This window comes from Flavobacterium collinsii, from assembly GCF_946903285.1.
GTDB lineage: Bacteria > Bacteroidota > Bacteroidia > Flavobacteriales > Flavobacteriaceae > Flavobacterium > Flavobacterium collinsii.
This window is the reverse complement of record NZ_OX336425.1, coordinates 871240-894076: the sequence shown is the minus strand read 5'-3', so window position 1 is coordinate 894076 and position 22837 is coordinate 871240. Positions and strand designations below refer to the sequence as shown.

The 22837-nt window shown below is 35.5% G+C and carries 20 protein-coding genes; 16 read left to right on the top strand and 4 right to left on the bottom strand.

All coding sequences use genetic code 11. The features are described from left to right. Positions 1–26 precede the first annotated feature (26 nt). The 9 genes from OGZ34_RS04030 to proC all read left to right on the top strand — a co-directional run bounded on the left by OGZ34_RS04030 (position 27) and on the right by proC (position 10362). Entirely contained in the window at positions 27–1454 is a 1428-nt protein-coding gene (locus OGZ34_RS04030; RefSeq protein ID WP_263362217.1) for a tetratricopeptide repeat protein, read from the top strand. Between the two features lie 250 nt (positions 1455–1704). Continuing rightward, positions 1705–2976, top strand: a complete 1272-nt coding sequence (gene serS, locus OGZ34_RS04025; protein WP_263362216.1) for a serine--tRNA ligase — start codon at positions 1705–1707, stop codon at positions 2974–2976. Positions 2977–3085: 109 nt separating this feature from the next. Next, on the top strand, positions 3086–3910 hold the full coding sequence (gene lgt, locus OGZ34_RS04020) for a prolipoprotein diacylglyceryl transferase (protein ID WP_173964627.1): 825 nt from the start codon (positions 3086–3088) through the stop codon (positions 3908–3910). Positions 3911–4020: 110 nt separating this feature from the next. Further along, the gene (locus tag OGZ34_RS04015; protein ID WP_263362215.1) at positions 4021–5802 is read left to right on the top strand and encodes a tetratricopeptide repeat protein; all 1782 of its coding nucleotides are present in this window, start codon (positions 4021–4023) and stop codon (positions 5800–5802) included. Positions 5803–5930: 128 nt separating this feature from the next. After that, on the top strand, positions 5931–6242 hold the full coding sequence (locus tag OGZ34_RS04010) for a DUF4286 family protein (protein ID WP_173964629.1): 312 nt from the start codon (positions 5931–5933) through the stop codon (positions 6240–6242). Positions 6243–6360: 118 nt separating this feature from the next. Beyond that, positions 6361–6990, top strand: a complete 630-nt coding sequence (locus OGZ34_RS04005) for a hypothetical protein (RefSeq protein ID WP_217427683.1) — start codon at positions 6361–6363, stop codon at positions 6988–6990. A gap of 45 nt (positions 6991–7035) precedes the next feature. After that, on the top strand, positions 7036–7815 hold the full coding sequence (gene rsmA, locus OGZ34_RS04000; protein WP_173964631.1) for a 16S rRNA (adenine(1518)-N(6)/adenine(1519)-N(6))-dimethyltransferase RsmA: 780 nt from the start codon (positions 7036–7038) through the stop codon (positions 7813–7815). Then, positions 7805–9211, top strand: coding sequence for a magnesium transporter (mgtE, locus tag OGZ34_RS03995; RefSeq protein WP_173964632.1), 1407 nt, complete (start codon positions 7805–7807; stop codon positions 9209–9211). The genes rsmA and mgtE overlap by 11 nt, the downstream gene beginning before the upstream one ends. A 374-nt stretch (positions 9212–9585) precedes the next feature. After that, complete coding sequence (proC, locus tag OGZ34_RS03990; protein WP_263362214.1) at positions 9586–10362, top strand: pyrroline-5-carboxylate reductase; 777 nt, start codon at positions 9586–9588, stop codon at positions 10360–10362. Between the two features lie 160 nt (positions 10363–10522). Here proC and nhaA read toward each other — a convergent pair whose 3' ends face one another. Together nhaA and OGZ34_RS03980 are read right to left on the bottom strand one after the other, a co-directional pair. Continuing rightward, entirely contained in the window at positions 10523–11665 is a 1143-nt protein-coding gene (gene nhaA / locus OGZ34_RS03985) for a Na+/H+ antiporter NhaA (protein WP_263362213.1), read from the bottom strand. A 164-nt stretch (positions 11666–11829) separates the two neighbouring features. Then, a complete protein-coding gene (locus OGZ34_RS03980; protein ID WP_173964635.1) occupies positions 11830–12519 on the bottom strand; it encodes an alpha/beta hydrolase in 690 nt (229 codons plus the stop codon). A 346-nt stretch (positions 12520–12865) separates the two neighbouring features. Here OGZ34_RS03980 and OGZ34_RS03975 point away from each other — a divergent pair, with 346 nt between their 5' ends. The 4 genes from OGZ34_RS03975 to OGZ34_RS03960 all read left to right on the top strand — a co-directional run bounded on the left by OGZ34_RS03975 (position 12866) and on the right by OGZ34_RS03960 (position 15148). Next, positions 12866–13813: a 2-hydroxyacid dehydrogenase gene (locus tag OGZ34_RS03975; RefSeq protein WP_263362212.1), complete on the top strand. Its 948-nt coding sequence runs from the start codon at positions 12866–12868 to the stop codon at positions 13811–13813. 179 nt (positions 13814–13992) lie between these two features. Next, complete coding sequence (locus OGZ34_RS03970) at positions 13993–14376, top strand: DUF4234 domain-containing protein (protein ID WP_173964637.1); 384 nt, start codon at positions 13993–13995, stop codon at positions 14374–14376. Then, positions 14351–14815, top strand: coding sequence for a DUF2752 domain-containing protein (locus OGZ34_RS03965; RefSeq protein WP_263362211.1), 465 nt, complete (start codon positions 14351–14353; stop codon positions 14813–14815). The genes OGZ34_RS03970 and OGZ34_RS03965 overlap by 26 nt, the downstream gene beginning before the upstream one ends. Before the next feature lie 57 nt (positions 14816–14872). Next, positions 14873–15148 (top strand): TM2 domain-containing protein, encoded by a 276-nt coding sequence (locus OGZ34_RS03960; protein ID WP_173964639.1) that lies wholly within the window; start codon positions 14873–14875, stop codon positions 15146–15148. 65 nt (positions 15149–15213) lie between these two features. On the opposite strand, the gene OGZ34_RS03955 is transcribed toward OGZ34_RS03960, so the two are convergent. Continuing rightward, positions 15214–17016 (bottom strand): GNAT family N-acyltransferase, encoded by a 1803-nt coding sequence (locus OGZ34_RS03955; protein ID WP_173964640.1) that lies wholly within the window; start codon positions 17014–17016, stop codon positions 15214–15216. Between the two features lie 118 nt (positions 17017–17134). Between OGZ34_RS03955 and OGZ34_RS03950 the strand changes: the two genes are divergently transcribed. The 3 genes from OGZ34_RS03950 to OGZ34_RS03940 all read left to right on the top strand — a co-directional run bounded on the left by OGZ34_RS03950 (position 17135) and on the right by OGZ34_RS03940 (position 20250). Then, positions 17135–17896, top strand: coding sequence for an exodeoxyribonuclease III (locus tag OGZ34_RS03950; RefSeq protein ID WP_263362210.1), 762 nt, complete (start codon positions 17135–17137; stop codon positions 17894–17896). Between the two features lie 109 nt (positions 17897–18005). Beyond that, the gene (locus OGZ34_RS03945; protein WP_263362209.1) at positions 18006–18950 is read left to right on the top strand and encodes an OmpA/MotB family protein; all 945 of its coding nucleotides are present in this window, start codon (positions 18006–18008) and stop codon (positions 18948–18950) included. A gap of 262 nt (positions 18951–19212) precedes the next feature. After that, positions 19213–20250, top strand: a complete 1038-nt coding sequence (locus tag OGZ34_RS03940) for an NADP(H)-dependent aldo-keto reductase (RefSeq protein ID WP_263362208.1) — start codon at positions 19213–19215, stop codon at positions 20248–20250. A 606-nt stretch (positions 20251–20856) separates the two neighbouring features. On the opposite strand, the gene OGZ34_RS03935 is transcribed toward OGZ34_RS03940, so the two are convergent. Continuing rightward, complete coding sequence (locus OGZ34_RS03935) at positions 20857–22821, bottom strand: transglycosylase domain-containing protein (protein ID WP_263362207.1); 1965 nt, start codon at positions 22819–22821, stop codon at positions 20857–20859. Positions 22822–22837: the final 16 nt, after the last annotated feature.

Here is a 22837-nt window from a genome sequence, read left to right as displayed (position 1 = left end):
GCATTTTCTGCTTAATCAATAAAATTTTGAGAGAACAAATTTCCATTTTTATAAAAAGAACCTTTGTCTTTTTGTTTTTGCCTGTCGTCTTATCGGGTCAGACAAAGAATACGGATACAGGAGATAATGTTACCCGATATTATTATGATGATCATGTAATTTCTATACAAATTTGGTACGGTCCGGACAAGAATCCGGACAGCACCAAAACCTATTATTCGAATGGAAAGCTGAATGAGGTTTTTTATTATGATGAAAAAGGACTAAAAGATTCTGATTGTTTTCAATACAATCAACAAGGAGAGAAATTGGTAACCTGGAATTTTTCGCATGGAAAACAAATAAGTAGAACGGATCATAAATTGCCGTTTAACAAAGACAGGGAAGAAACGGTAAAAAAGGCTCTTAAAATGCTTACCGAAATCAATATTAAAACGAATTACAATCCTACAAAAGTTAATGATTTGTACAATCGTGGCGTATTAAGCGTGAGTCTTGGCAATATTACTTTAGCTCTTGAAGATCTGAAAAAGGTGGAATATTCGATTGATAAAGATCCTAAAAATAAGGGTATCGTTTTGACAGATTCTTTAGAACAAAAGAAGGATTTGTTTAGAAGCAAACTATATGACCGATTAGCGTTTCTTTATGCTTCGCGCGAAATGGATAATTTTGCTATTCACTATTACAATAAAGCAATAAAGAGCGCTCCTGACGATATGCGTATTTTGTACAACTTTGCATCGTTGCTGCAGCGTAGAAAGATGTATGATTTGGCCAGCTTTTATCTGGAGAAAATAGTAGCTGTAAAACCGAACCATGCACATGCTAGATGGGGACTTGCGCGATTGTACAGTGATACTGGAGAATATGAGAAGGCAATGGAAAATATAGTCTTAGCTTTTGTATCTGAAAAAGCAATTATCGAAAGAACTACGGCTTACGGAGGCAGAGACTTAAGAACTACGCGTGGTTTGATTTATCATAAGTTAGGAGAATCAGAGAAGGGAATTGCCGATCTGAAATCGGCACTAGAAATGGATAAAAACAATTCGTATGCTATGAAAAATCTCGGCATTATTTATCTGGATCAACATAAATACAAAAAAGCCTGCGAATGGTTTCAAAAAGCAAAAGAGTTCAATTATACTTTAGTTTATGATGAAACAGATTTGTCCTCTTTATTAGAAAGTGCCTGTGAGAATACGAAGCAGGAAATTGTAATTAAGAAAAAACCTTTTGCTTTTCCAAATCCCGCTACTACAGTTGTTTCGGTAAAAGACTTTGGTGCTGAAAACTTTGATTATGAATTTTTTAGTTTCGAATTAGTTTCTGTTTTAAAAGGAAAAAGTACAGACGGAAAAATTGATATTTCGGGTTTGCCATCGGGTTTTTATGTGCTTAAAGTTGCAGGTGAAAATTCAGCGGAGACTTTTAAGGTGATTAAAGAGTGAAGAGTGAAGAGTGAAGAGTAAAGAGTAAAGAGTGAAGAGTAAAGAGTAAAGAGTGAAGAGTGAAGAGTAAAGAGTAAAGAGTGAAGAGTGAAGAGTAAAGAGTGAAGAGTAATCTCTGCAAATATTTCGTGTATCTCTGAGTAATAACCTCCGAAATAACTTTAGAATCAACTTTGTCGTGATCTTAGGAAACATTTCCTTAAATTTGCTTCCATTATAAAAAAAATACAATAGTTATAAAAAACAAGCTATGTTACAAATCGCATTTATTAGAGAGAATCAGGAGAAAGTAATCAAGGCTTTAGCAAAACGAAATATCGATGCTAAAAGCGTTGTTGAAGAAGTGGTGCAATTAGACGAAAACCGTCGCGCAACACAAGTAGAATTAGACAACACTTTATCTGAATCTAATAAATTATCCAAAGATATAGGGGAATTGATGAAAGCAGGCGAGAAATCAAAAGCTGCAATCTTAAAAGAAAAAACAGTTTCCTTAAAAGAAAAAAGCAAAGAATTGGGTGAAAAAGCAGAAGCTTTAGCTGCCGAATTAACCAATAAATTATATACTTTACCAAATCTTCCAGCTGATATTGTTCCGGAAGGAAAAACACCAGATGACAATTTGAATGTTTTTCAGGAAGGTGATATTCCGGTTTTACACGAAGGTGCACAGCCTCACTGGGAATTGGTAAAAAAATACGATATCATCGATTTTGAACTGGGTGTAAAAATCGCTGGAGCAGGATTTCCGGTTTACAAAGGTAAAGGAGCCCGTTTGCAACGTGCTTTGATCAATTACTTTTTAGATAAAAATACAGCTGCAGGATACAATGAAGTTCAGGTGCCTCATTTGGTAAATGAAGCTTCAGGATATGGAACAGGACAATTACCGGACAAAGAAGGACAAATGTATCATTCAACAATTGATGATTTGTATTTGATTCCAACGGCTGAGGTTCCGGTTACGAATTTGTTCCGTGATGTGATTTTAAACGAAAGCGAATTGCCGGTTTTACATACTGCGTATACGCCATGTTTCCGTCGTGAGGCTGGTTCTTACGGAGCTCACGTGCGTGGATTAAATCGTTTGCACCAATTTGATAAAGTAGAAATTGTACGTGTTGAACACCCTGAGAAGTCTTATGAAGCATTAGACGGAATGGTAGAACATGTAAAAGAGATCTTAAAAGAATTGAAATTACCATACCGCGTTTTACGTTTGTGTGGTGGTGATATCGGTTTCACAGCGGCTTTGACTTACGATTTTGAAGTGTTTTCTACTGCACAGGACCGTTGGTTAGAAATCAGTTCAATTTCGAACTTTGAAACTTTTCAGGCCAATCGTTTGAAATTGCGTTTCAAAGACAAAGATGGAAAAAACCAACTGGCACATACCTTAAATGGAAGTTCATTGGCATTACCAAGAGTTTTAGCCGGAATTATAGAAAATTACCAAACCCCGGAAGGAATTGTAATCCCGGAAGTGTTAAGACCTTACTGCGGATTTGATATTATAAATTAAGATTGAAATAAAGTTTACAGTCGCAGTCACAGTGTTCAGTTGCAGCCTCAGTTTGAGGTGAATTGCATTGAACACTGTGACTGCGACTGAATACTAAAAAAAGTGGAAGATGAATGGGATTTTGAATTGGGACGTAGATCCCGTTATTTTTTGGATAACAGATAGTTTTCCGTTGAAATATTATGGTGCTTTTTTTGCCTGTGGGTTATTACTGGGCTACGCTATTGTACGAAACATTTACAAAAAAGAAAATCTTTCGCTGGACAATCTCGATAGTTTACTCGTTTATGTAATTGTTGGGACAATTTTGGGAGCACGATTAGGGCATTGCTTTTTTTATGAGCCATCCTATTTTTTACAACATCCGATAGAGATTCTGCTACCCATTCAGAAAGTGGCTGGGGTTTATAAGTTTGTTGGATATCAAGGTCTGGCAAGTCATGGAGGGTCAATAGGTGTTTTAATTGCAATGGTTTTGTATTGTCGAAAATATAAAGTTAAGTTTTTATGGCTTTTAGATAAAATGGCAATTGGGGTTCCGGTTACGGGAGCTTTTATCAGATTTGGGAATTTTATGAATTCTGAAATTTATGGAAAACCAACCAATGGAAACTGGGGTGTTGTTTTTCAAAGAGATGATATGATCCCAAGACATCCAACACAGCTGTATGAAGCATTTGCTTATCTGTTGATTTTTGTAATTTTGTATGCGATGTACAAGTCAGAGAAAATTCGAAAAGCTGACGGATTGATCTTCGGATACTTCTTAATATTATTGTTTCTTGCCAGATTTATAATTGAGTTTTTCAAGGAGAATCAGGAAGCCTTCGAGAATAGTATGCCAATTAATATGGGACAAATACTGAGTATTCCTTTTATTCTGATTGGTTTAGGATTGATTGTTTGGAAGTCTAAGAAGAATGTTCTTATTTAGTTTACAGTCGCAGTCTTCAGTTTCAGTTTATACGGAATAATGCAACTGTAAACCGTGACTGAACACTACAAGTGAGAACTGCGAATGAATACTGAAAAAAAAGCTAAAATATGAAAAACATCATCATCTATATTGTTTTGTTCTGGTCTACTTTCGCATTTTCACAGAATGAACAGCTTGCGCAGTATTATTACGATAAAGGTGATTTTGAAAAAGCTAAAATCAGTTACGAAGAGCTTTTAAATAGTGCGCCGTCCAATACACAGTACTTTTTAAGGACGATCGATTGTTATCAGCAGTTACAGCAATTTGATGTAGCGCAAAAAGTAATTCAGGATCGTTACAACAAATACAAACAAGGCGTTTTTTTAGTAGAGTTGGGGTATAATTTTCAACTGCAAAAAAACGATGCCAAAGCCAAAAGTTACTACGAACAGGCGATCGAAAAAATCAAAACCAATCCGAATGATGTTTATGGAGTGGGTAATTCTTTTGAGAAAAAAGTATTGTTGGAATACGCTTTACGCGCTTATGAAACGGCAATGCTAGTGCAGCCTAATTATAATTTCAATTTTCAAATCGGAATGTTGTACGGGCAGTTAGGGAAGACCGATCAGATGATTGATCTTTTACTGACGGAGTCGTATAAGAACCCGCAGAATGCCAATTTAATTCAGACACAGTTATCTCGTTTCATGAATGGCGAAACCGATAATACTGCTTTTAAAGACGCCATGCGTAAAGCATTGATTTTGAAAACACAAAAAGATCAGGATGTGTTCTGGAATCATTACCTAAGCTGGTTTTATGTACAACAGAAAGAATTCGGTAAAGCTTTCATTCAGGAAAAAGCAATTTACAAACGAGAACCTGAATCGCTCTCGAGCATTGTTAATTTAGGGCAGTTTGCATTGAATGAGGATGACACCGAAACAGCAGAAGAAATCCTGAATTTTATCCTTCTAAACACCAAGGATCTTGATTTGCTCATTCAGACAAATTCGTCTCTGATGCAAATTAAAATCGATAAAGCGCAGGAAAAAGACTATACAATTATCAGTACTGAGTTACAACAATTACTTACAACCTATGAAATAACTCCTTTTACCTTATCTTTGCAAATAATTCAGGCGCATTTCCTGGGTTTTAATCTTAAAAAGACCGAAGAGGCCAAGGAAATTATTAAGAAAGCGCTGGAGTTAAATTTGAATGCTTATCAGCAGGCTGATGCAAAGATGGAGTTGGCAGACATCCTGCTTTTAGAAGAGAAGTTCAATCAGGCCTTGATTTATTATTCGCAAATTCAATTGGATTTAAAGAATGATGTAATGGCGCATGAAGCGAGTTTAAAAGCGGCGAAAACGAGTTATTATAAAGGCGATTTCGAATGGGCTTTGAAACAGTTTAAAGAATTGAAAGCGGCAAATACGCAATTAATTGCCAATGATGCGCTGGAGTATTTTTTACTGATTAACGATAATACGGTTGCCGATTCAACACAAACCGCGCTAAAGCAGTTTGCTAAAGGTGATTTTTTAATGTATCAGAACAAAAAGCAGGAAGCAATTGCTCAGTTTCAGGGGATATTGAAAAGTTTTAAAGGACAGGAAATAGAAGCTGTTACAATGTTGCGTTTAGGTAAAATTTACGAAAGTCTGAAGGATTACAATTCAGCTTTGGCGCAGTATCAACAGATTATTGACCATCACGGTGACGGAATTTATGTAGATGAAGCTTTGTTTTTCTCGGCAGAAATTTACGACGATGAACTGCATGACGCAAAAAAGGCTAAGCCATTATATGAGAAGGTAATTTTTAATCATCAGGATAGTATCTATTTTGTTGATGCGAGAAAGAAATACCGACAGTTAAGAGGAGACAAGAATTTGTAAATGCCAAAAAGCAAATTCCAAATTCCAAAAAAAAAGAGAATTAGCAATATGATGATTTGTTTTAAGGATTTAGTAGATAAAAAAACTCAGAACCTTAGAATCTTAGAATCTCAGAACCTTTAAAGAGAATGATTATTTACAACGTTACCACGAATATACACGAGAGCGTTCATGACCAGTGGTTAAAGTGGATGCAGGAAAAACACATACCTGAAATTTTAGCTACACAGAAGTTTTCTTCGGCAAGAATTGTCAGAGTAATGATAGAGGAAGAAATGGGCGGAATTACGTATTCTGTTCAATATGTTACAGACAGTAAAGAAACTCTGGAGCGTTATTATATCGAAGATGAACCAGGGTTTCATAAAGAAGCACTAGGATTGTTTGCAGATAAAATGCTTTCTTTCAGAACAGAGTTAGAAGTGATTTCGGAACATTAATTTTCAGTTTTCAGTTAGATTAAATGTCCAATTAGAATCATTAGGTCTTTCTGAATAATTAAAAGAAGTATATTTGCAAAAATTAATTTTTAATTGTGCTTGTCTACCTAATTTTTTTATGAAAAACCTACAAATAAAACTTGTTTTATTCTTGTTGTTAAGTCTCAATGTTTGCTGCCAAAGCAAAGAGGAAGAGTCAACTTCTATCATTTTACAATTTAATGAATTTAGAGAAATTGAAAAGACTTCGAAAGAAATCTTAAAAAATATTGCGGAATCTAAATATGAAGTTATAAAAGTAAAAAACGAGGAGCAGCCTAAAGACTTTGGGCTAATAGCCGGTTTTGCAACACAGATTTATTCTAGTGGTAATGAAATTAATGATTATATAGATGAGATTAAGTCAGGAATCTCTGAAGAAGATTGTTTTGTAACGAACGACACAGCACTTTATGATGAATTCGTCAAACAAAAATATACTATATTAAAAAATAAGATAGATCTTTTTTATAAACAGAATAAAGTAATTATATCTTCAAAACGTTATGCTAGTTTTAAAGAATATAATGAAACATTTAATACAAATAAAATGTTTGTAAATAAGAAAGATGAAAAGATAAATTATTTAAACTTTAAATTTGGCTACAAAGCTAATATTGGGCTGCTGACAAGTTTAGAAAAAATTCAGTTTGAAGTTGTTCATTTTCAATATATGTTCATGAATGATAATATTGGATCTGCTTATTAAAGTATACGTAAGTTAATTAATAAGAGCAGGAAACAAAAAAAGAAAATGGAAAAAGTAAAAGCCAAAAAACATTTAGGACAACACTTCCTGAAGGATGAAAGTATCGCCAAAGCAATTGCAGATACCTTAAGCCTTAACGGATATGATGAGGTTTTAGAAATAGGACCGGGGATGGGTGTGTTGACTAAGTATTTGCTTGACAAACCAATTAATACACATGTGATCGAGATTGATACTGAATCAGTGGCGTATTTAGGTGAAAATTATCCAAAATTAAAAGATAAAATTATCTCTCAGGATTTCCTGAAATACAATATTAACGAGGTTTACGAGAACAAACAATTTGCTATTATTGGAAACTTCCCTTATAATATTTCAACACAGATTGTTTTTAGAACTTTAGAATTTAAACATCAGATTCCGGAGTTTTCGGGGATGTTTCAAAAAGAAGTTGCAGAACGAATCTGCGAGAAAAAAGGCTCAAAAGCATACGGAATCTTATCCGTTTTGGCTCAGGCTTTCTATACTACTGAGTATCTGTTTACGGTAGATGAAAACGTTTTTATTCCTCCGCCCAAGGTGAAATCGGGTGTGATGAAAATGACCCGAAAGGAAGACTATAGCCTTCCATGCGGAGAAAAGTTGTTTTTCACAGTAGTGAAAACGGCTTTTCAGCAAAGACGAAAAACATTACGTAACAGTTTGAAAACATTAAATTTAACCGATAAGTTGCGAGAAGACACTATCTTTGATAAACGTCCTGAGCAACTTAGTGTAGAAGAATTTATTGCTTTGACTCAAAAAATAGAAGCCGATGGAGTTTAAAATCAGTAAAGAGCTAATTAAAAAAATTGCTCAACTCATCCAAGCTAAAAATAATAAGGAGCTTGAAGTTTTATTAAATGACATGCACCATGCGGATTTCGCTGAAATTCTGGATGAAATTGACATTGATGAAGCGACTTATATTTTTAAAGTTTTAGATAGCGAAAAAACAGCCGAAATTCTTCTGGAATTAGAGGATGATTTGCGTGAACAAATCTTAAACAGACTTTCGCCAAAAGAAATCGCTGAAGAGCTGGATGAACTTGAAACCAATGATGCGGCAGATATTATTGGAGAACTTTCAAAAGATAGAAAAGCAGAGGTAATCTCGGAGCTTCAGGATGTAGAACACGCAAAAGGAATCGTTGATTTATTGCGTTACGACGAAGATACTGCCGGGGGTATCATGCACAAAGAGTTGGTGAAAGTCAACGAAAACTGGAACGTATTGACTTGTGTAAAAGAAATGCGTATTCAGGCAGAAAATGTTTCCAGAGTGCATTCTATTTATGTTGTTGATGATGAAAACAGACTTAAAGGCAGATTGTCGCTAAAAGATCTGTTAACAACATCGACCAAAACGCAGATCTCAGATATCTATATTAGAAAATTGTATTCTGTAAACGTAGAAACACCTGATGTTGAAGTCGCCAGAATGATGGATAAGTACGACCTGGAGGCAATTCCGGTGGTAGACGAACTAGGACGTTTAGTGGGCCGAATTACGATTGATGATATTATTGACGTCATAAAAGACGAAATCGAGAAAAGAGATACCGAAGACATTCAGAAATTTGGGGGATTAGAAGCTCTTGAATTGCCATACGTTCAAACACGTCTTGGCGAAATGGTCAAAAAAAGAGCCACTTGGTTAGTGGTTTTGTTTATCGGTGAAATGTTTACAGCTTCGGCGATGGGCTTTTTTGAAGGTGAAATTGAGAAAGCAGTAGTTTTAGCCTTATTTGTTCCGCTTATTATTTCGAGTGGAGGTAATTCCGGTTCACAGGCAGCAACTCTTATCATTCGTGCCATGGCATTGAAAGAACTTACCTTAAAAGACTGGTGGTATGTAATGAAGAAAGAGATCGCATCAGGTTTTTTATTGGGCGCTATTCTGGGTATTGTTGGTTTTATCAGGATTCTGGTTTGGCAGCAAACCGGTCTTTATGAATATGGAGAACATTGGTTAACAATTGGTTTGACCGTTTCTCTTTCTTTAGTTTTTATTGTTTTATGGGGAACGCTTTCAGGATCTATGATACCCTTTTTATTGAAAAAACTTAAACTGGACCCCGCAACTTCATCAGCGCCGTTTGTGGCTACTTTAGTTGACGTAACGGGATTAGTTATCTATTTTACGATTGCTTCTTTGCTATTAAAAGGGAAGTTGCTGTAAGAATAATATAGATGCGTAAATTTTGTGCAAGATTTATTCATTGCGACCACAAAGCTCAAGAAAGTCGCTTGCGATTTTGATAAAGAGTTGTTTACTAATATTGTCTATAGAGGAACGCGGATTAAACGGATTCGCTATCGCGAAAACACGGATTAAAACGGATTTTTAAAAATAATAAATTCGTTTTAATCCGCGTTCCTTTAGCAAATTGTTAGATAGTATAAGCCTTTTAGAATAACAGAAATGATTCCTGACTTTTAGATTTTTGCCACAAATTGATAGATTACAGTGATTTAAAATCTGTAAAATCTACGTAATTTACATGCGGAAAATGAGCTATTAATCAACCAAAAATAATTCAAAAAACAACCAGTATGAAAATACACATTATAGGCGGAGGGAATCTCGGGGTTTCTATTGCCTTGGGAATTGCCAAATTCTCTAAAGACAACGAGGTTACCGTCACAAGAAGAAATACGGCCAGTATTCAGTATTTAACAGAGTTTGGGATTACGGTTTCTTCGGATAATAAACATACTATTCAGGAAGCTGATGTGGTTATTTTAACCATAAAACCATATCAGGTAGATGTTGTTTTGGCGGAAATTTTACCGGTTATAAAAGGAAAAACAATTGCTTCGGCCGTAAGCGGACTATCTTTAGATATGCTTCAGTCTAAAACCAATAATGAATTTGCGGTAGTGCGAATTATGCCCAATATAGCAGCACAATTTGGTGAATCGGCGACCTGCATCTCTTTTCCTGAAAAAGACAGAGAAAAAGCATTGCCAATTGTTGATTTGTTTCAGGATCTGGGAACTGCTCCTGTTATCGATGAAAAATTAATGGATGCCGCAACTGTACTTGGTGCTTGCGGAACCGCATATGCCCTTAGATACATTCGCGCCTCTATGCAGGCAGGTATTGAAATTGGATTTGATTCTAATACTGCTTTAGCAATTGCGGCTCAAACGGTCAAAGGAGCAGCGAAAATGTTACTGGAGGAGAAAGTCCATCCGGAACAATTAATCGACCGTGTTACGACGCCTCAGGGCTGTACAATTGTAGGTTTGAACGAAATGGAACACAACGGTTTTAGTTCGTCTTTAATAAAAGGAATTAAGACTTCTTTGAAACAAATTAAGGGTTAGGACAAGGAAATTCCAATATTAAAAATCCCAAATTCCAATTTACTAAAACTTGGAATTTGGGATTTTTGTTTTTATGCTATTTCGGTTTTTGTTATTTCTATTGCAAAGAAATGTATCGTTAATCAATAGTGTTGGAATTTGGAATTTTTAATATTGGAATTTAAACATGTTTTCTGCTTACCGTATACTTAAGATAAACTAATCCAAAAAGACCCGAAAGTACAGAAGCGATCAGAATAGCGATTTTAGAGAAAATAATGGTTTCCGGATCTTTAAAGGCTAGGATGGTGATGAAAATAGACATGGTAAAACCAATTCCGCCCAGCATGCCGGCACCTAAAATATGAGCCCATTTTAAGTTTTTAGGCAAACTGCATAATCCAAGACTTACACCAATAGCTGAGAAAAGTAAAATTCCTAAAGGCTTACCAACCACTAAGCCCAGAATGATTCCATAGGTATTAGGGTGATTTAAACCTTCATGCCAGTCTGATTGAATAGCGATGCACGTATTGGCAACAGCAAACAAAGGCAAGATGAAAAAGGCAACAGGTTTGTGCAAAAAGTGCTGCAGTTTGTAGGAAGTGGAATTTTCGTCACCATTTCCAAACGGAATTACAAATGCCAAAATAACACCCGTAATCGTAGCGTGAACACCTGAGTTTAGCATGAAATACCACATTATGACACCTCCAATTAAATACGGAATCAGGTTTTGAACTTTCATACGGTTCAGTATAAATAAGAAGATCCAGATTCCCAGAGCAATTGCGAGATTTACAAATGCTATTGAGGTGGTGTAAAATATGGCAATAACAATTATAGCACCGAGATCATCAATAACAGCTAAAGCCGTTAAAAAAACCTTTAGCGACGAAGGAACTTTCTTCCCTAAAAGAGATAAAATTCCAATTGCAAAAGCAATGTCAGTTGCCATTGGAATTCCTGCTCCGTTTTGAGTTGCTGTTCCAAAATTTAAAACCAGAAAAATAGCCGCAGGAACCAGCATCCCACCCAAGGCAGCCACTATGGGTAAAGAAGCATTTTTAATATTAGACAATTCACCGTGATAAATCTCCCTTTCTAACTCTAGCCCAATTAATAAAAAGAAAATAGTCATCAGGCCATCATTAATCCAGTGCGTAATGGAATGTCCGTTGATTTCTTTTTCCCATAAAGCAATATATTCGGTTTGAAAAGACGAATTGGCGAGGTAGAGAGATATTATAGTGACAAAAAGCAAGAGTAGTCCTCCTGATTTTTCGTTGTTGAAGAAGGCTTTAAAAGTTTTTGTTAATTTCATTTTTATTAAAGTTCAGAGAATTTAGAAGCGATTTTTTTGAGGCTTATATTTTCAAAGTTAAAAAAAAACTAACGAATAAAAAATTAAGAGGCTTGGTGTTGGGGTTTAGGATTGTCTTATAACCAAAAAAAACCGCCAATCTGATTGGCGGTTTGGAGTGTTTTTTAGAGGGTTGCTGCTGCTTCTAATATTAAGGCTGTCACTTCTTTAGGATGCGATGCCAAGGAGGCATGTCCTGCATCTAAGCGAATGATTTTTTTAGGATTGATTCGCTCTGCCATTTCTTTTTCTGTTTCTGGCGGAATCATATTGTCGAAATTGGAAATTTGATACCAACTTGGTTTTGTTTTCCATGCCGGTTCACCTGCGATATCTCCAAAGCATTGGCCATGGATAGGTTTTTGTGCCAGTGATAAGATCAGCGTCGACTCTTTGTCCAGATCTTGAGCAAATGCTTCGTGAAACTCATCGTACTTGATCCATAAAAAACCTTTTGGATCAGGATAAATACTGGCTCCGCCTGATCCGGGTCTGCGTCCTAATAGGGCTCCCAGACTATCTCCTGCATCAGGAGCAAATGCGGCTATATAAACTAAACCTACAACCTTGTCATGATGCCCTGCACCTGAGATTACTGCTCCTCCGTAAGAATGCCCCACCAGAAGTACTTTTCCTTCCTGTGCATCAATCAGATCCTGAGTTTTATTAATATCATCTTGTAAAGAAGTCAATGGGTTTTGAACGCTTCGTACTTTATATCCCTCTTTTACTAATCCCGGAATTACATGTTGCCAATGTGAACCATCTCCCCAAGCGCCGTGAACCAAAATAATAGTTAAATCTTTTGTTGCCATAATTACTGATGTTTAATTGATTAAAATATAATTGCTTATTTAAAACTCAATGTGTGATGAAGCAAAATGGGGACTGTTATTTTCTAAATTTAAAATGATTCATAAAAGTATGAAATTAAATAATTTGATAATGTTAAGATTTTGAGAACTTTAGTGTCTAAATGCTTTAATACCAATGGTGAATGTTTTTGTTTTGGAATCCGAAACAAATAAGTAGGTAATTTCTTTAAAATAATTTTTCTATTTGTATTTTAAACTTTTTAAGATTAGATAGTAGAAACAGCATGCTTAAGGGACGGCTTAAATAAAGAATAAGCTGTATTTTTGTTTTATAAAATAGCATACAATGAGCATAAAAATTCTTCATATTGATAGCAATCATCCAATTTTATGGCAACAGTTGGAAGATGCCGGTTTTGAAAACTACGCTGACTTCAAATCTTCTAAAGAAGAAATTGAAGCAAAAATCCAAAACTATAACGGAATCGTGATTCGGAGTCGCTTTAAAATTGACAAAACTTTTTTGGATCATGCCGCCAACTTACAGTTTATTGCCAGAGTTGGAGCAGGTTTAGAAAGTATCGATTGCGAGTATGCCGAAACAAAAGGAATTCATTTGATTGCTGCTCCCGAGGGAAATCGCAACGCGGTTGCAGAACATTCACTTGGAGTGATTTTGTCGTTGTTTAACAATCTGAATCAGGCAGATGCCGAAGTAAAAGCAGGGCATTGGAACCGTGAGAGCAATCGGGGTCATGAACTTGATGGTAAAACGGTTGGAATCATTGGTTATGGAAACATGGGAAAAGCATTTGCTAAAAAACTTCGAGGCTTTGAGACCGAAGTACTGTGTTACGATATTTTAGATAACGTAGGAGATGAAAATGCAAAACAGGTTTCGTTAGCAGAATTGCAGCAAAAAAGCGATGTGCTGAGTCTACATCTTCCATGGACTCCCGAAACCGATAAAATGGTTAACGGAAATTTTATAAATGCTTTTGCAAAGCCATTTTGGATTATAAATACCTCACGCGGTAAAAACATTGTAACGGCAGATTTAGTAGAAGCAATGAAAGTTAAAAAAGTATTGGGAGCCGGTTTGGATGTTTTGGAGTATGAAAAATTATCTTTTGAGACCTTATTTCAGGAAGAAAGTACTCCCGAGGCGTTTAAATATTTATTGGAATCCAAAAATGCTTTGCTAACGCCTCATATTGCCGGCTGGACTTTTGAAAGCCACGAACGATTGGCGCAGGTAATTGCAGACAAAATAAAAGCGGTCTTTCATACATAGTCTTATGGGTGAAGAATAATGATTTAGTACTGTTTTTACAATTAAATAACGAGTCTTTTCTGTAGAATTTTAGCCTATAATTAGTTTTTAAAGTTAATTTTTAATAATATTGTTTCTAAATAGGGAGGAACCGAAAATCCGAAGAGTAGGACATAACCAATTAATTTTAACTAGTAAAAATGGAAAACGATTTAAAAGAAACGTCTAATAATTTTAATGAACCAATTCCGGTATTCAAAGTAGATCCTGTTATGGTGTTGCTTTTTGGATTTTTAACATGCGGATTATACTTAATTTATTGGAACATTAAAGTATCTGAGGTTTTAAATGCCGTTGCAGGTAAAGAAGTTATCTCACAGCCGATTGCAATTTTTGCAGGATGTTGTACACCTGTAAACATTTATTTTTATTACTTGGCTGGTAAAGAAGCATTGCCAAAAGTTTATCAAAGAACTGGGGAACTTCAAAAAGACCAATCAACTTTATTAATTGTTTTAGGGTTCTTTTTCCCTTTTGCAGCAGCAATGATAGTACAAGGTGATATCAACAGATTATACAAATAATAGTAGAACAAAACGTAAAATTTACGGAATTATCGGTGCAGCAATTACACTGATAGTTCCGTTTTTTTTAATGCTTGACAATCATAATGACCATCTGGAATCAGATCAGTCATTTTGTCCTTTTAAAATGGTAACCGGTTTTCCTTGTCCGGGTTGCGGAATTACCAAATCATTGGTTTATTTCTATCAGGGTGACATCTATAAATCTCTTAGTTACCATATATTGGGGCCTTTTGTTATTGTGTTCTGCTGGCTTACCATCATTATACTGATAACTGAACTTATTACTAAAAAAGAATATTTTACAGGGCTTTTGTACAATAGAAAATTAGCCTACAATATGGCTTACTTTTTAGCTTTTTATCATTTGATACGATTGGTTCTTTTTATTAGAGAAAGTTCTTTTGATGATATTTTACATCAGTCGATTTGGTTTTAAGCCTTAGAATTCCATCCTCATAAAGTTGAATTAGCATAACTAAAAAACACTATAAAAATGGAAAACAGTAAAACAGAACATTGGAATAATCCTCCGGTTCGTCGTGAAGAGAATAAAAAAGTAGTTGCGGGAATCTTAGCAATTTTGTTAGGTGCTCTTGGTATTCATAAATTCTATTTGGGATATAATAAGGAAGGAATTATCCAGCTTATTCTTGGATTTGTATTCGGAATTGGAGGTATAATAGGTATTATAGAAGGAATAATCTATCTTACAAGAACTGATGAAGAGTTTTATCAAACTTATCAGGTTGGTCAAAAAGGCTGGTTCTAAGTCGTTTTAAAGCATAAAAAAATCCCATTTTAAAGATGGGATTTTTTGTTTGTATGATGATGCAATTAATCTTCTTTCTCCGATAATTTGCGTTCTAATTCTATCTGAAATTCTTCAATAACAGGCTTCATGGTACTTTCAGGAATATCCGCTATTCTGATATACATTAAACCATCTACGGCATTGTTGAACAAAGGATCAACGTTAAAAGCAACTACACGGGCATTTTGCTTGATGTATTTCTTAATTAAAACAGGCAAACGTAAGTTTCCAGGTTCCAATTCGTCAATAATCTTATCAAACTTGTTCAAATCAGATTCGGCTTCGTCGAAGATAAAGTCTTTGTCAGCGTCTTTTAATTTTACTTTGTATGCTTTTTTCGGGTGAATGTATTGAGCAATATAAGGATCGTAATAGTTAGACTTCATGAACTCAATCATCAACGATTTTGAGAAGTCAGAAAATTGATTACTGATACTTACACCGCCAAGTAAATACTTGTGTTCCGGATAACGTAAGGTCGTATGAATAATTCCTTTCCACAACAAGAACAAAGGCATTGGTTTTTGCTGATATTCTTTGATGATAAAAGCACGACCCATTTCGATCGATTTATGCATCATATCGTGTAATTCCGGTTCAAACCTGAAAAGATCCGTTAGATAAAAACCTTCAATACCGTGTTTCGGATAGATTTCCGAACCTAATCCCATTCGGTAAGCACCTGCAATTTTTTTGGTTTCGTCGTCCCACAAAAACATGTGGTGATAGTATTGGTCGTATTGATCTAAGTCAATAGATTCGTTGGTTCCTTCACCCACTTCACGAAAAGTGATTTCGCGTAAACGTCCAATTTCGTGTAAGATGTTCGGGATCGACTTTGCACGGGCAAAAAACACTTCGTAGTTTTTACTCTGTAATAACCTGCAATCGCTTTCTCTTAACGCATTGACTTCGTCAATCATTTTCGATTCATTTGCCGGTGTTGCAATTTTTTTAGGTGCTTTCGGGATTTTTAAACTTGCGGTGTCTAATAATTTGCTGTCTTTCTCAAATGGATTGGCGAGCATGTAAGTCTTCTTTCTTAAAAACTCAGAATAGTCCTCAAAAGATTCGATTTCGTTTTGTTCGTTTACCGAGATTGGTTTTCCAATACGAACTTTAATAACACGATCTTTTTGCGTTAGTAATTCCGATGGCAATTTTGCAGTACGTAAAGTATCGTCAATCTTAGAAAGCCAGTAAAACAACTTACTGTTTTTGGCGTGGAAGTAAATAGGTATAACCGGAACTTTGGCTTTTCTGATTAGCTTCAAAGCGCCTTCTTCCCATGGTTTGTCTACCACTAGTTTTCCATCTTTGTAAGTCGAAACCTCTCCGGCCGGGAAAATTCCCAACGGTTTTCCATCACTTAAATGGCGTAAGGTTTCTTTAATCCCCACCACACTTGATTTGGCATCCTTATGATTTTCAAAAGGATTGACAGGCATGATGTATTTTTTTAGCGGAACAATTCTATGTAGTAAAAAGTTGGCAATGATTTTAAAATTTGGTTCTCTTTCAAGCATCAATTTCAAAAGCAAAATACCGTCAATTCCGCCCAGAGGGTGATTTGAAATGGTAATATAGGCGCCATCTTTCGGTAAACGTTTTAAATCTTCTTCCGGAATTTCAAATTTGATTTCCATCTCATCCAAAATTCCGTTTAAAAAAGCAACATCCTCTAAATGCTTATTATGATCGTAAATTTTATTAAGGGTAGATATCTTAAGAACTTTCATAAGAATCCAGCCCGAAAAAGTACCCAAAACTCCGTACTTATCAACATTTATCGCTTTTGCAACTTCTTTCGCGGTAACTAAACCCATGTACTATTTTTAATTTATTAGAGCAGCGAACAAAGATAACAAAAAACTCTACTTTTCGCTGTTTCAAATGCAAACTTTCCACTTTTTTATTACATTTGGAATCCTAAAAAAAACGCTGATGAAAATTATTTCTTATAATGTAAACGGAATACGTGCCGCAATAACCAAAGGGTTTATCGAATGGCTGCAACAAGCGAATCCAGATGTGATTTGTCTTCAGGAAATAAAAGCTACGCAAGAACAAATTCCGGTTGACGATATCACTGCAGCTGGTTATCCGTACCAATATTATTATCCGGCAACTAAAAAAGGGTATAGTGGTGTGGCTATTTTATCTAAGACAAAACCAAATAATGTGGTTTACGGGACTGGAATTCAGCATATGGACTTTGAAGGACGTAACCTTCGTGCCGATTTTGACGACTGCTCTGTAATGAGTCTGTACCTGCCGTCAGGAACTAATATTGAAAGATTGGACCATAAATTTATGTTTATGGATGATTTTCAAACTTATATTAATGAGTTAAAACAAACGATTCCGAATCTGATTATATGTGGTGATTATAATATTTGCCATGAAGCTATTGATATTCACGATCCCGTTCGTAACAAAACTGTTTCTGGTTTTTTACCTGCTGAGCGTGCCTGGTTAGATGGATTTATGAAATCCGGGTTTGTAGATAGTTTCCGTCATTTTAATAAAGATCCGCATCATTATTCATGGTGGAGTTATCGCGCAGGAGCCCGTGGGAATAACAAAGGCTGGCGTATCGACTATAATCTGGTAAGTAATTCTTTGGAGCATAGATTAAAAAGAGCTGTGATTCTTCCGGATGCCGTTCATTCGGATCATTGTCCGGTTTTAGTTGAAATAGAGTAAAAGTGGTATTGTTATTGTTGAATGAATTGCTGTTTAAATTTAAACATTGACATTGTCATTAGTGTTGAATTTTGACTTTAGTATTAATACCCTCCAAATAAAAATAAAAATGATAAAAAAGGCCTCTATCGGATTATTGGTTGTAGCGATGTCTATGACTTCTTGTGTGTCCAAGAAAATTTACAACGATCTTGAAACCAAATATTCGGATCTCAAAAAAGAAAATCGTTCCATTGCTGATGAAAATGAGAGTTTGCAAAAATCAAAAAATCAGTTAGAATTGGACCGTGATGCTTTAACAAAAGATTTAAATGCAACTAAAGCAGATCTTGAAAAACAAAAAGCGGATCTGGCTGCTCAGCAGAAAAAATATAAAGTACTTCAGGATTCTTATAATGCTTTAGAGAAAAACAGTAACGATGCTTTAGAAAGTAACATGGCTAAAAACCGTGAACTGTTGGCGCAACTAGAGTCAAAATCTAAAAAATTGGCTGATGAACAGGCTCGACTGGATAAAACAGCAAACCGCCTGAATGAACTTGAAGCAATGATCGCAGCAAAAGAAGAAGCAATGCGTAAATTGAAAGAGACATTGTCTAAAGCTTTAAATGGTTTTGAAGGAAAAGGTCTGACCGTAGAACAGAAAAACGGAAAAGTATATGTTTCGATGGAAAACAAATTGTTGTTCAATTCAGGAAGCTGGGCCGTTGGTGTCGAAGGTAGAAAAGCAGTCGTTGAATTAGGTAAGGTTTTAGGTGATAATCCGGATCTTTCAGTTCTTATCGAAGGACACACAGATGATGACCCGTACGCAGGTTCAGGGCCGATTACAAATAACTGGGATTTGTCTACCAAAAGAGCTACCGCAATTGTAAATATTTTAAGTGAAAACACTAAAATCAACAAGCAAAAGCTAACAGCAGCAGGTCGTAGTGAGTTTTCTCCATTGGCAAGTAATGCAACTCCGGAAGGAAAGGCTAAGAATCGCAGAATTGAGATCATCTTAACGCCAAGATTAGATGAAATCGCGGAGATGCTTAATAGTATTAATTAAGGAGCTAAGGTCCTGTGGGGCTAAGTTTCTAAGGTTTTTATGGGAAGGTTCAAAGTTTTACTTTGAACCTTCTTTAGTTATAAGAGAAAGGACTTGTAATTTTTGCAACTCGATATTTCGGAAGTCTTAAAAGAAATCTTGTAATTTTTTTAACTTTTGTCAAATTTCTATTTGAGAAATAGCATCGTATCTTTGAATTATTAGACTTTTAAAGAAAAACTTAGAAACTTAGTCTCTTAGTGACTTAGCAACTTAAAAAAATATGAAATACACAACTTTACCCAATACTGACATAAAAGTTAGCAAAATAAATCTCGGAACGATGACTTTCGGGCAACAGAACACAGAAGCTGAAGGACATCAGCAAATGGATTATGCTCTTGAGAGGGGTGTTAATTTTTTTGATACTGCCGAAATGTATTCCGTTCCGGCGCGTGAAGAAACTTACGGAAGTACAGAGAAAATTATAGGTACCTGGTTTAAAAAATCAGGAAACCGTGATAAAGTTGTATTGGCCACAAAAATAGCGGGGCCAAACCCTGCGTTTACTTACATGCGCGAAAAGGGTGATTTCTCACCGGCGAGTATTAAGTATGCTTTAGAGAACAGTTTAAAGCGTTTGCAGACAGATTATATCGATTTGTATCAAATGCATTGGCCAGAGCGAAAAACCAATTGTTTTGGACAGCGATCTTTTAATGGTCATGACGATGCGTGGGAAGATAATTTCAGAGATGTATTAGAAACATTCGACAGCTTAATCAAAGATGGTAAAATAAAACATATTGGGGTTTCAAACGAAAATGCCTGGGGAATGATGCGTTTTTTAGAAGAAAGCAAGTATCATAATTTGCCAAGGATTAAAACCGTTCAAAATCCGTATAGCTTGTTGAATCGTCTTTTTGAGGTGGGCTCTGCCGAAGTTTCGAAGTACGAGAATGTGGGATTATTAGCGTATTCTCCTTTAGCCTTTGGGGTTTTAACCGGTAAGTTTTTAACGGGTGAAGCACATCCAAATGCCAGAATCAACCTTTTTCCGCAGTATACACGTTACAACAGCGAACAATGTACACAAGCTACAAAACTATATCAGGAAATTGCGATTAAGCATGGTGTGACTTTAACTGAATTGGCAATGGGATTTGTGCTGCAGCAGCCGTTTTTAACCAGTGCGATTATCGGAGCCACAACAATGGAACAGTTAAAAGAAAATATTGACACTATTGACGTAGTGTTATCGAACGAAATTATAGCAGAGATAAATGCGGTTCAGGCAATAATTCCGGATCCGGCGCCTTAATCAGTATTAGAGATAAAACACAAATTCCACAAATTGACACAGATTTAGTCTGCTAAAGTTTGTGGGATTTTTATTGATAAGTGTTTGTGTTTGTAAAAGAAGATTGGGAAAAAACAAGGAAGTTCTATTCCGGATTAGTATAGTACGTTTTACATTTTTATTTATATATTTGTGTGCAATGTCTTACAAAGAAAAAGAGAGAGCAGAAGCTACACAATAAGCACTAATTTTTATTATTATGGATATAAATACGAAACAAGTAAGGCTGGTTTTAAGGATAATTGGAACACTTTCATTAGGGGTGTTTTTTGTTTGTAAAGCATTAGAAATTGATGACCGGTATAATAACATCTTTTTGTTTTTGAGCTTATTTTGTTACTCGATAGTTATAGGTTATAGTTTGGTATTGTTTTTAAAAAATAGTTATTTTAAAGGGTAAGAGATAAGGAGAAGAATGTTGTTGTACAATTCATTTTTCTTGCTACTAGGTTAAACATGAATTCCACAAATTAACACGGATTGAACTCGTGTTAGTTTGTGGAATTTTTATGTAGAGGATAAGTGATTTTAAGCCTAAAATTAGTGCCAATCCGTGAAATCCGCGTTTTACAGGTCAAATTCGTCTTCAATCGCCAAAGAATCATTCTTTACCGCGGTAGAATCCGGAGCTTTAATTCTGATCAAGGAACGAGCATTTCCCGAAATGTAAACGGGTAATTGTCCAAGAGTATCTTCAGGAACCAACAAGCCTCTTCGGAACATTAAATTCTTTAGGAATTTTTGATTTTTCAATGCATAATCCCTTAAATTACCCTGATCATTAAACTGATACATGAATTTTCTGGGTTTTGGAATAATTGTCGCTAAGTACAAACATTCATCAACATTCAAATTAGCGGGGCTTTTCTGGAAGTAAAAATGACTTGCTTCTCCAATCCCGTACACATTAGGTCCCCATTCGATAATGTTGAAATAAACTTCCAGCATTCTTTCTTTGCTTACAACGCGATTGTTCTCTAAAATGTATACCAGCAAAATTTCTTCGAGTTTACGCGAAAGTGTTTTTTCTCTGGTCAGGAAAACGTTTTTAATCAGCTGCATGCTAATAGTGCTGGCGCCGCGTGAGAATTTTTTGGTTCGGATATTTTTTAAAATAGATTGTTTAAAAGCCTCATTGATAAAACCACGATGGGAGAAGAACGAAGGGTCCTCTGTCGTTAAAACGCATTTTCGTAAATAAGGAGAAATCTGATCCAAAGGCGTATAGTTGGGGTTTGCGTTTCCAACTAAAACGGGACGTTGTAGTACGTTTTGAATAATAGCGCGATAAACAAATTCACCATTTAATTTGTTTAGGTCGGCTTCTCCGTATTTGGTGATTTTTAATCCTTCTTTGTTTAATTTGCTGTCAAAAACTAATGTATTTGGTTTGTTTTTGTTGAATCTGAAATCGAGCTTATAATCAAAACTTCCGGAAGCTTCCATTCCTTCAAAATGGGTGAATAGACCTTCGGGCAGGGAAACGATGAAGTTTTGTGCCTGCATTTTCGGAATGTTTACTTTTAGAGTATAAACGGTATCTTTCTCGGTGTCGTAGGAGACATAAGGATGAAGTTTTATCTTATTCAATTGCATGGTCGAACTGCTATCGATCGAAATAAAACTATCTCCCAGTAAAAAACGATAATCAAAACGGGCATTTTTGATAACGACATCTTTACTGGCAATTTTCGGATGATTGATTTTTAAATTAGTGATAGAAGTATAGCCATCTATGTGTAATTCGCTGCCGTCTTTTTCGATGTTCTGTACATTCAGTCGGATCGAGTCAAAGCTGGCTTTTAAATTGTAACGTTCGTCTAAGTAGGGAACGCGAATTGCGCCGGTATCCAGATTAAAAAATCGTATGTCTGCCTTTTTATTTCTTGGATCGGCAAAACCTTTTATGTTCCAGCGTTGGTCAAAATCTTTGCTTTGAACGTGAAGGTTGGTTTCGAGCTGTTTGTTATCCAGAACAAGTTTATTGATAGCAACTGAGGTTTTTTTGCCATTATCATCAATTTTAAAATTTAAATTCTCGAGCTTCATATCCGTCGGAACCAGATTTAGGAGTTTCGAAATTATGCGATAGGCAAATGTGGCATATTTACGCTTTTCATTTTTATCCGAATCTGATTTGTCTTTTTTTAAGAAGGCATCAAAATTACGTATGTCTCCTTTTTTGACGAGTTGAATATAACCGTTGTTGATCTTTAAAGTTCCAATTTGAACATCACCAATTAACAAATTGGCTAAGCTGATACTGGTTTCTATTTTTTCGATATGACAAAGGGTATCAGCGTTTTTTGGAACAAGAATCACGTTGGTTAGTTTTATGGCGGATAGACCATCAAATGAAGCTGATTTTACGGAAAATGTGCTGTTGTACTCCGTGTTCATTTTGTTAGTTACTTTGGTGATGGCTTGTTTGAGAAGTGAATCACGGAAAATGTAAAAACCTAAAAAAAGCACTATCAATACTAATGTAAGTATTAAGAGTGCTTTGTATATTTTTTGTTTTGGGAATTTCATAGCTGGTTTGTAAAAA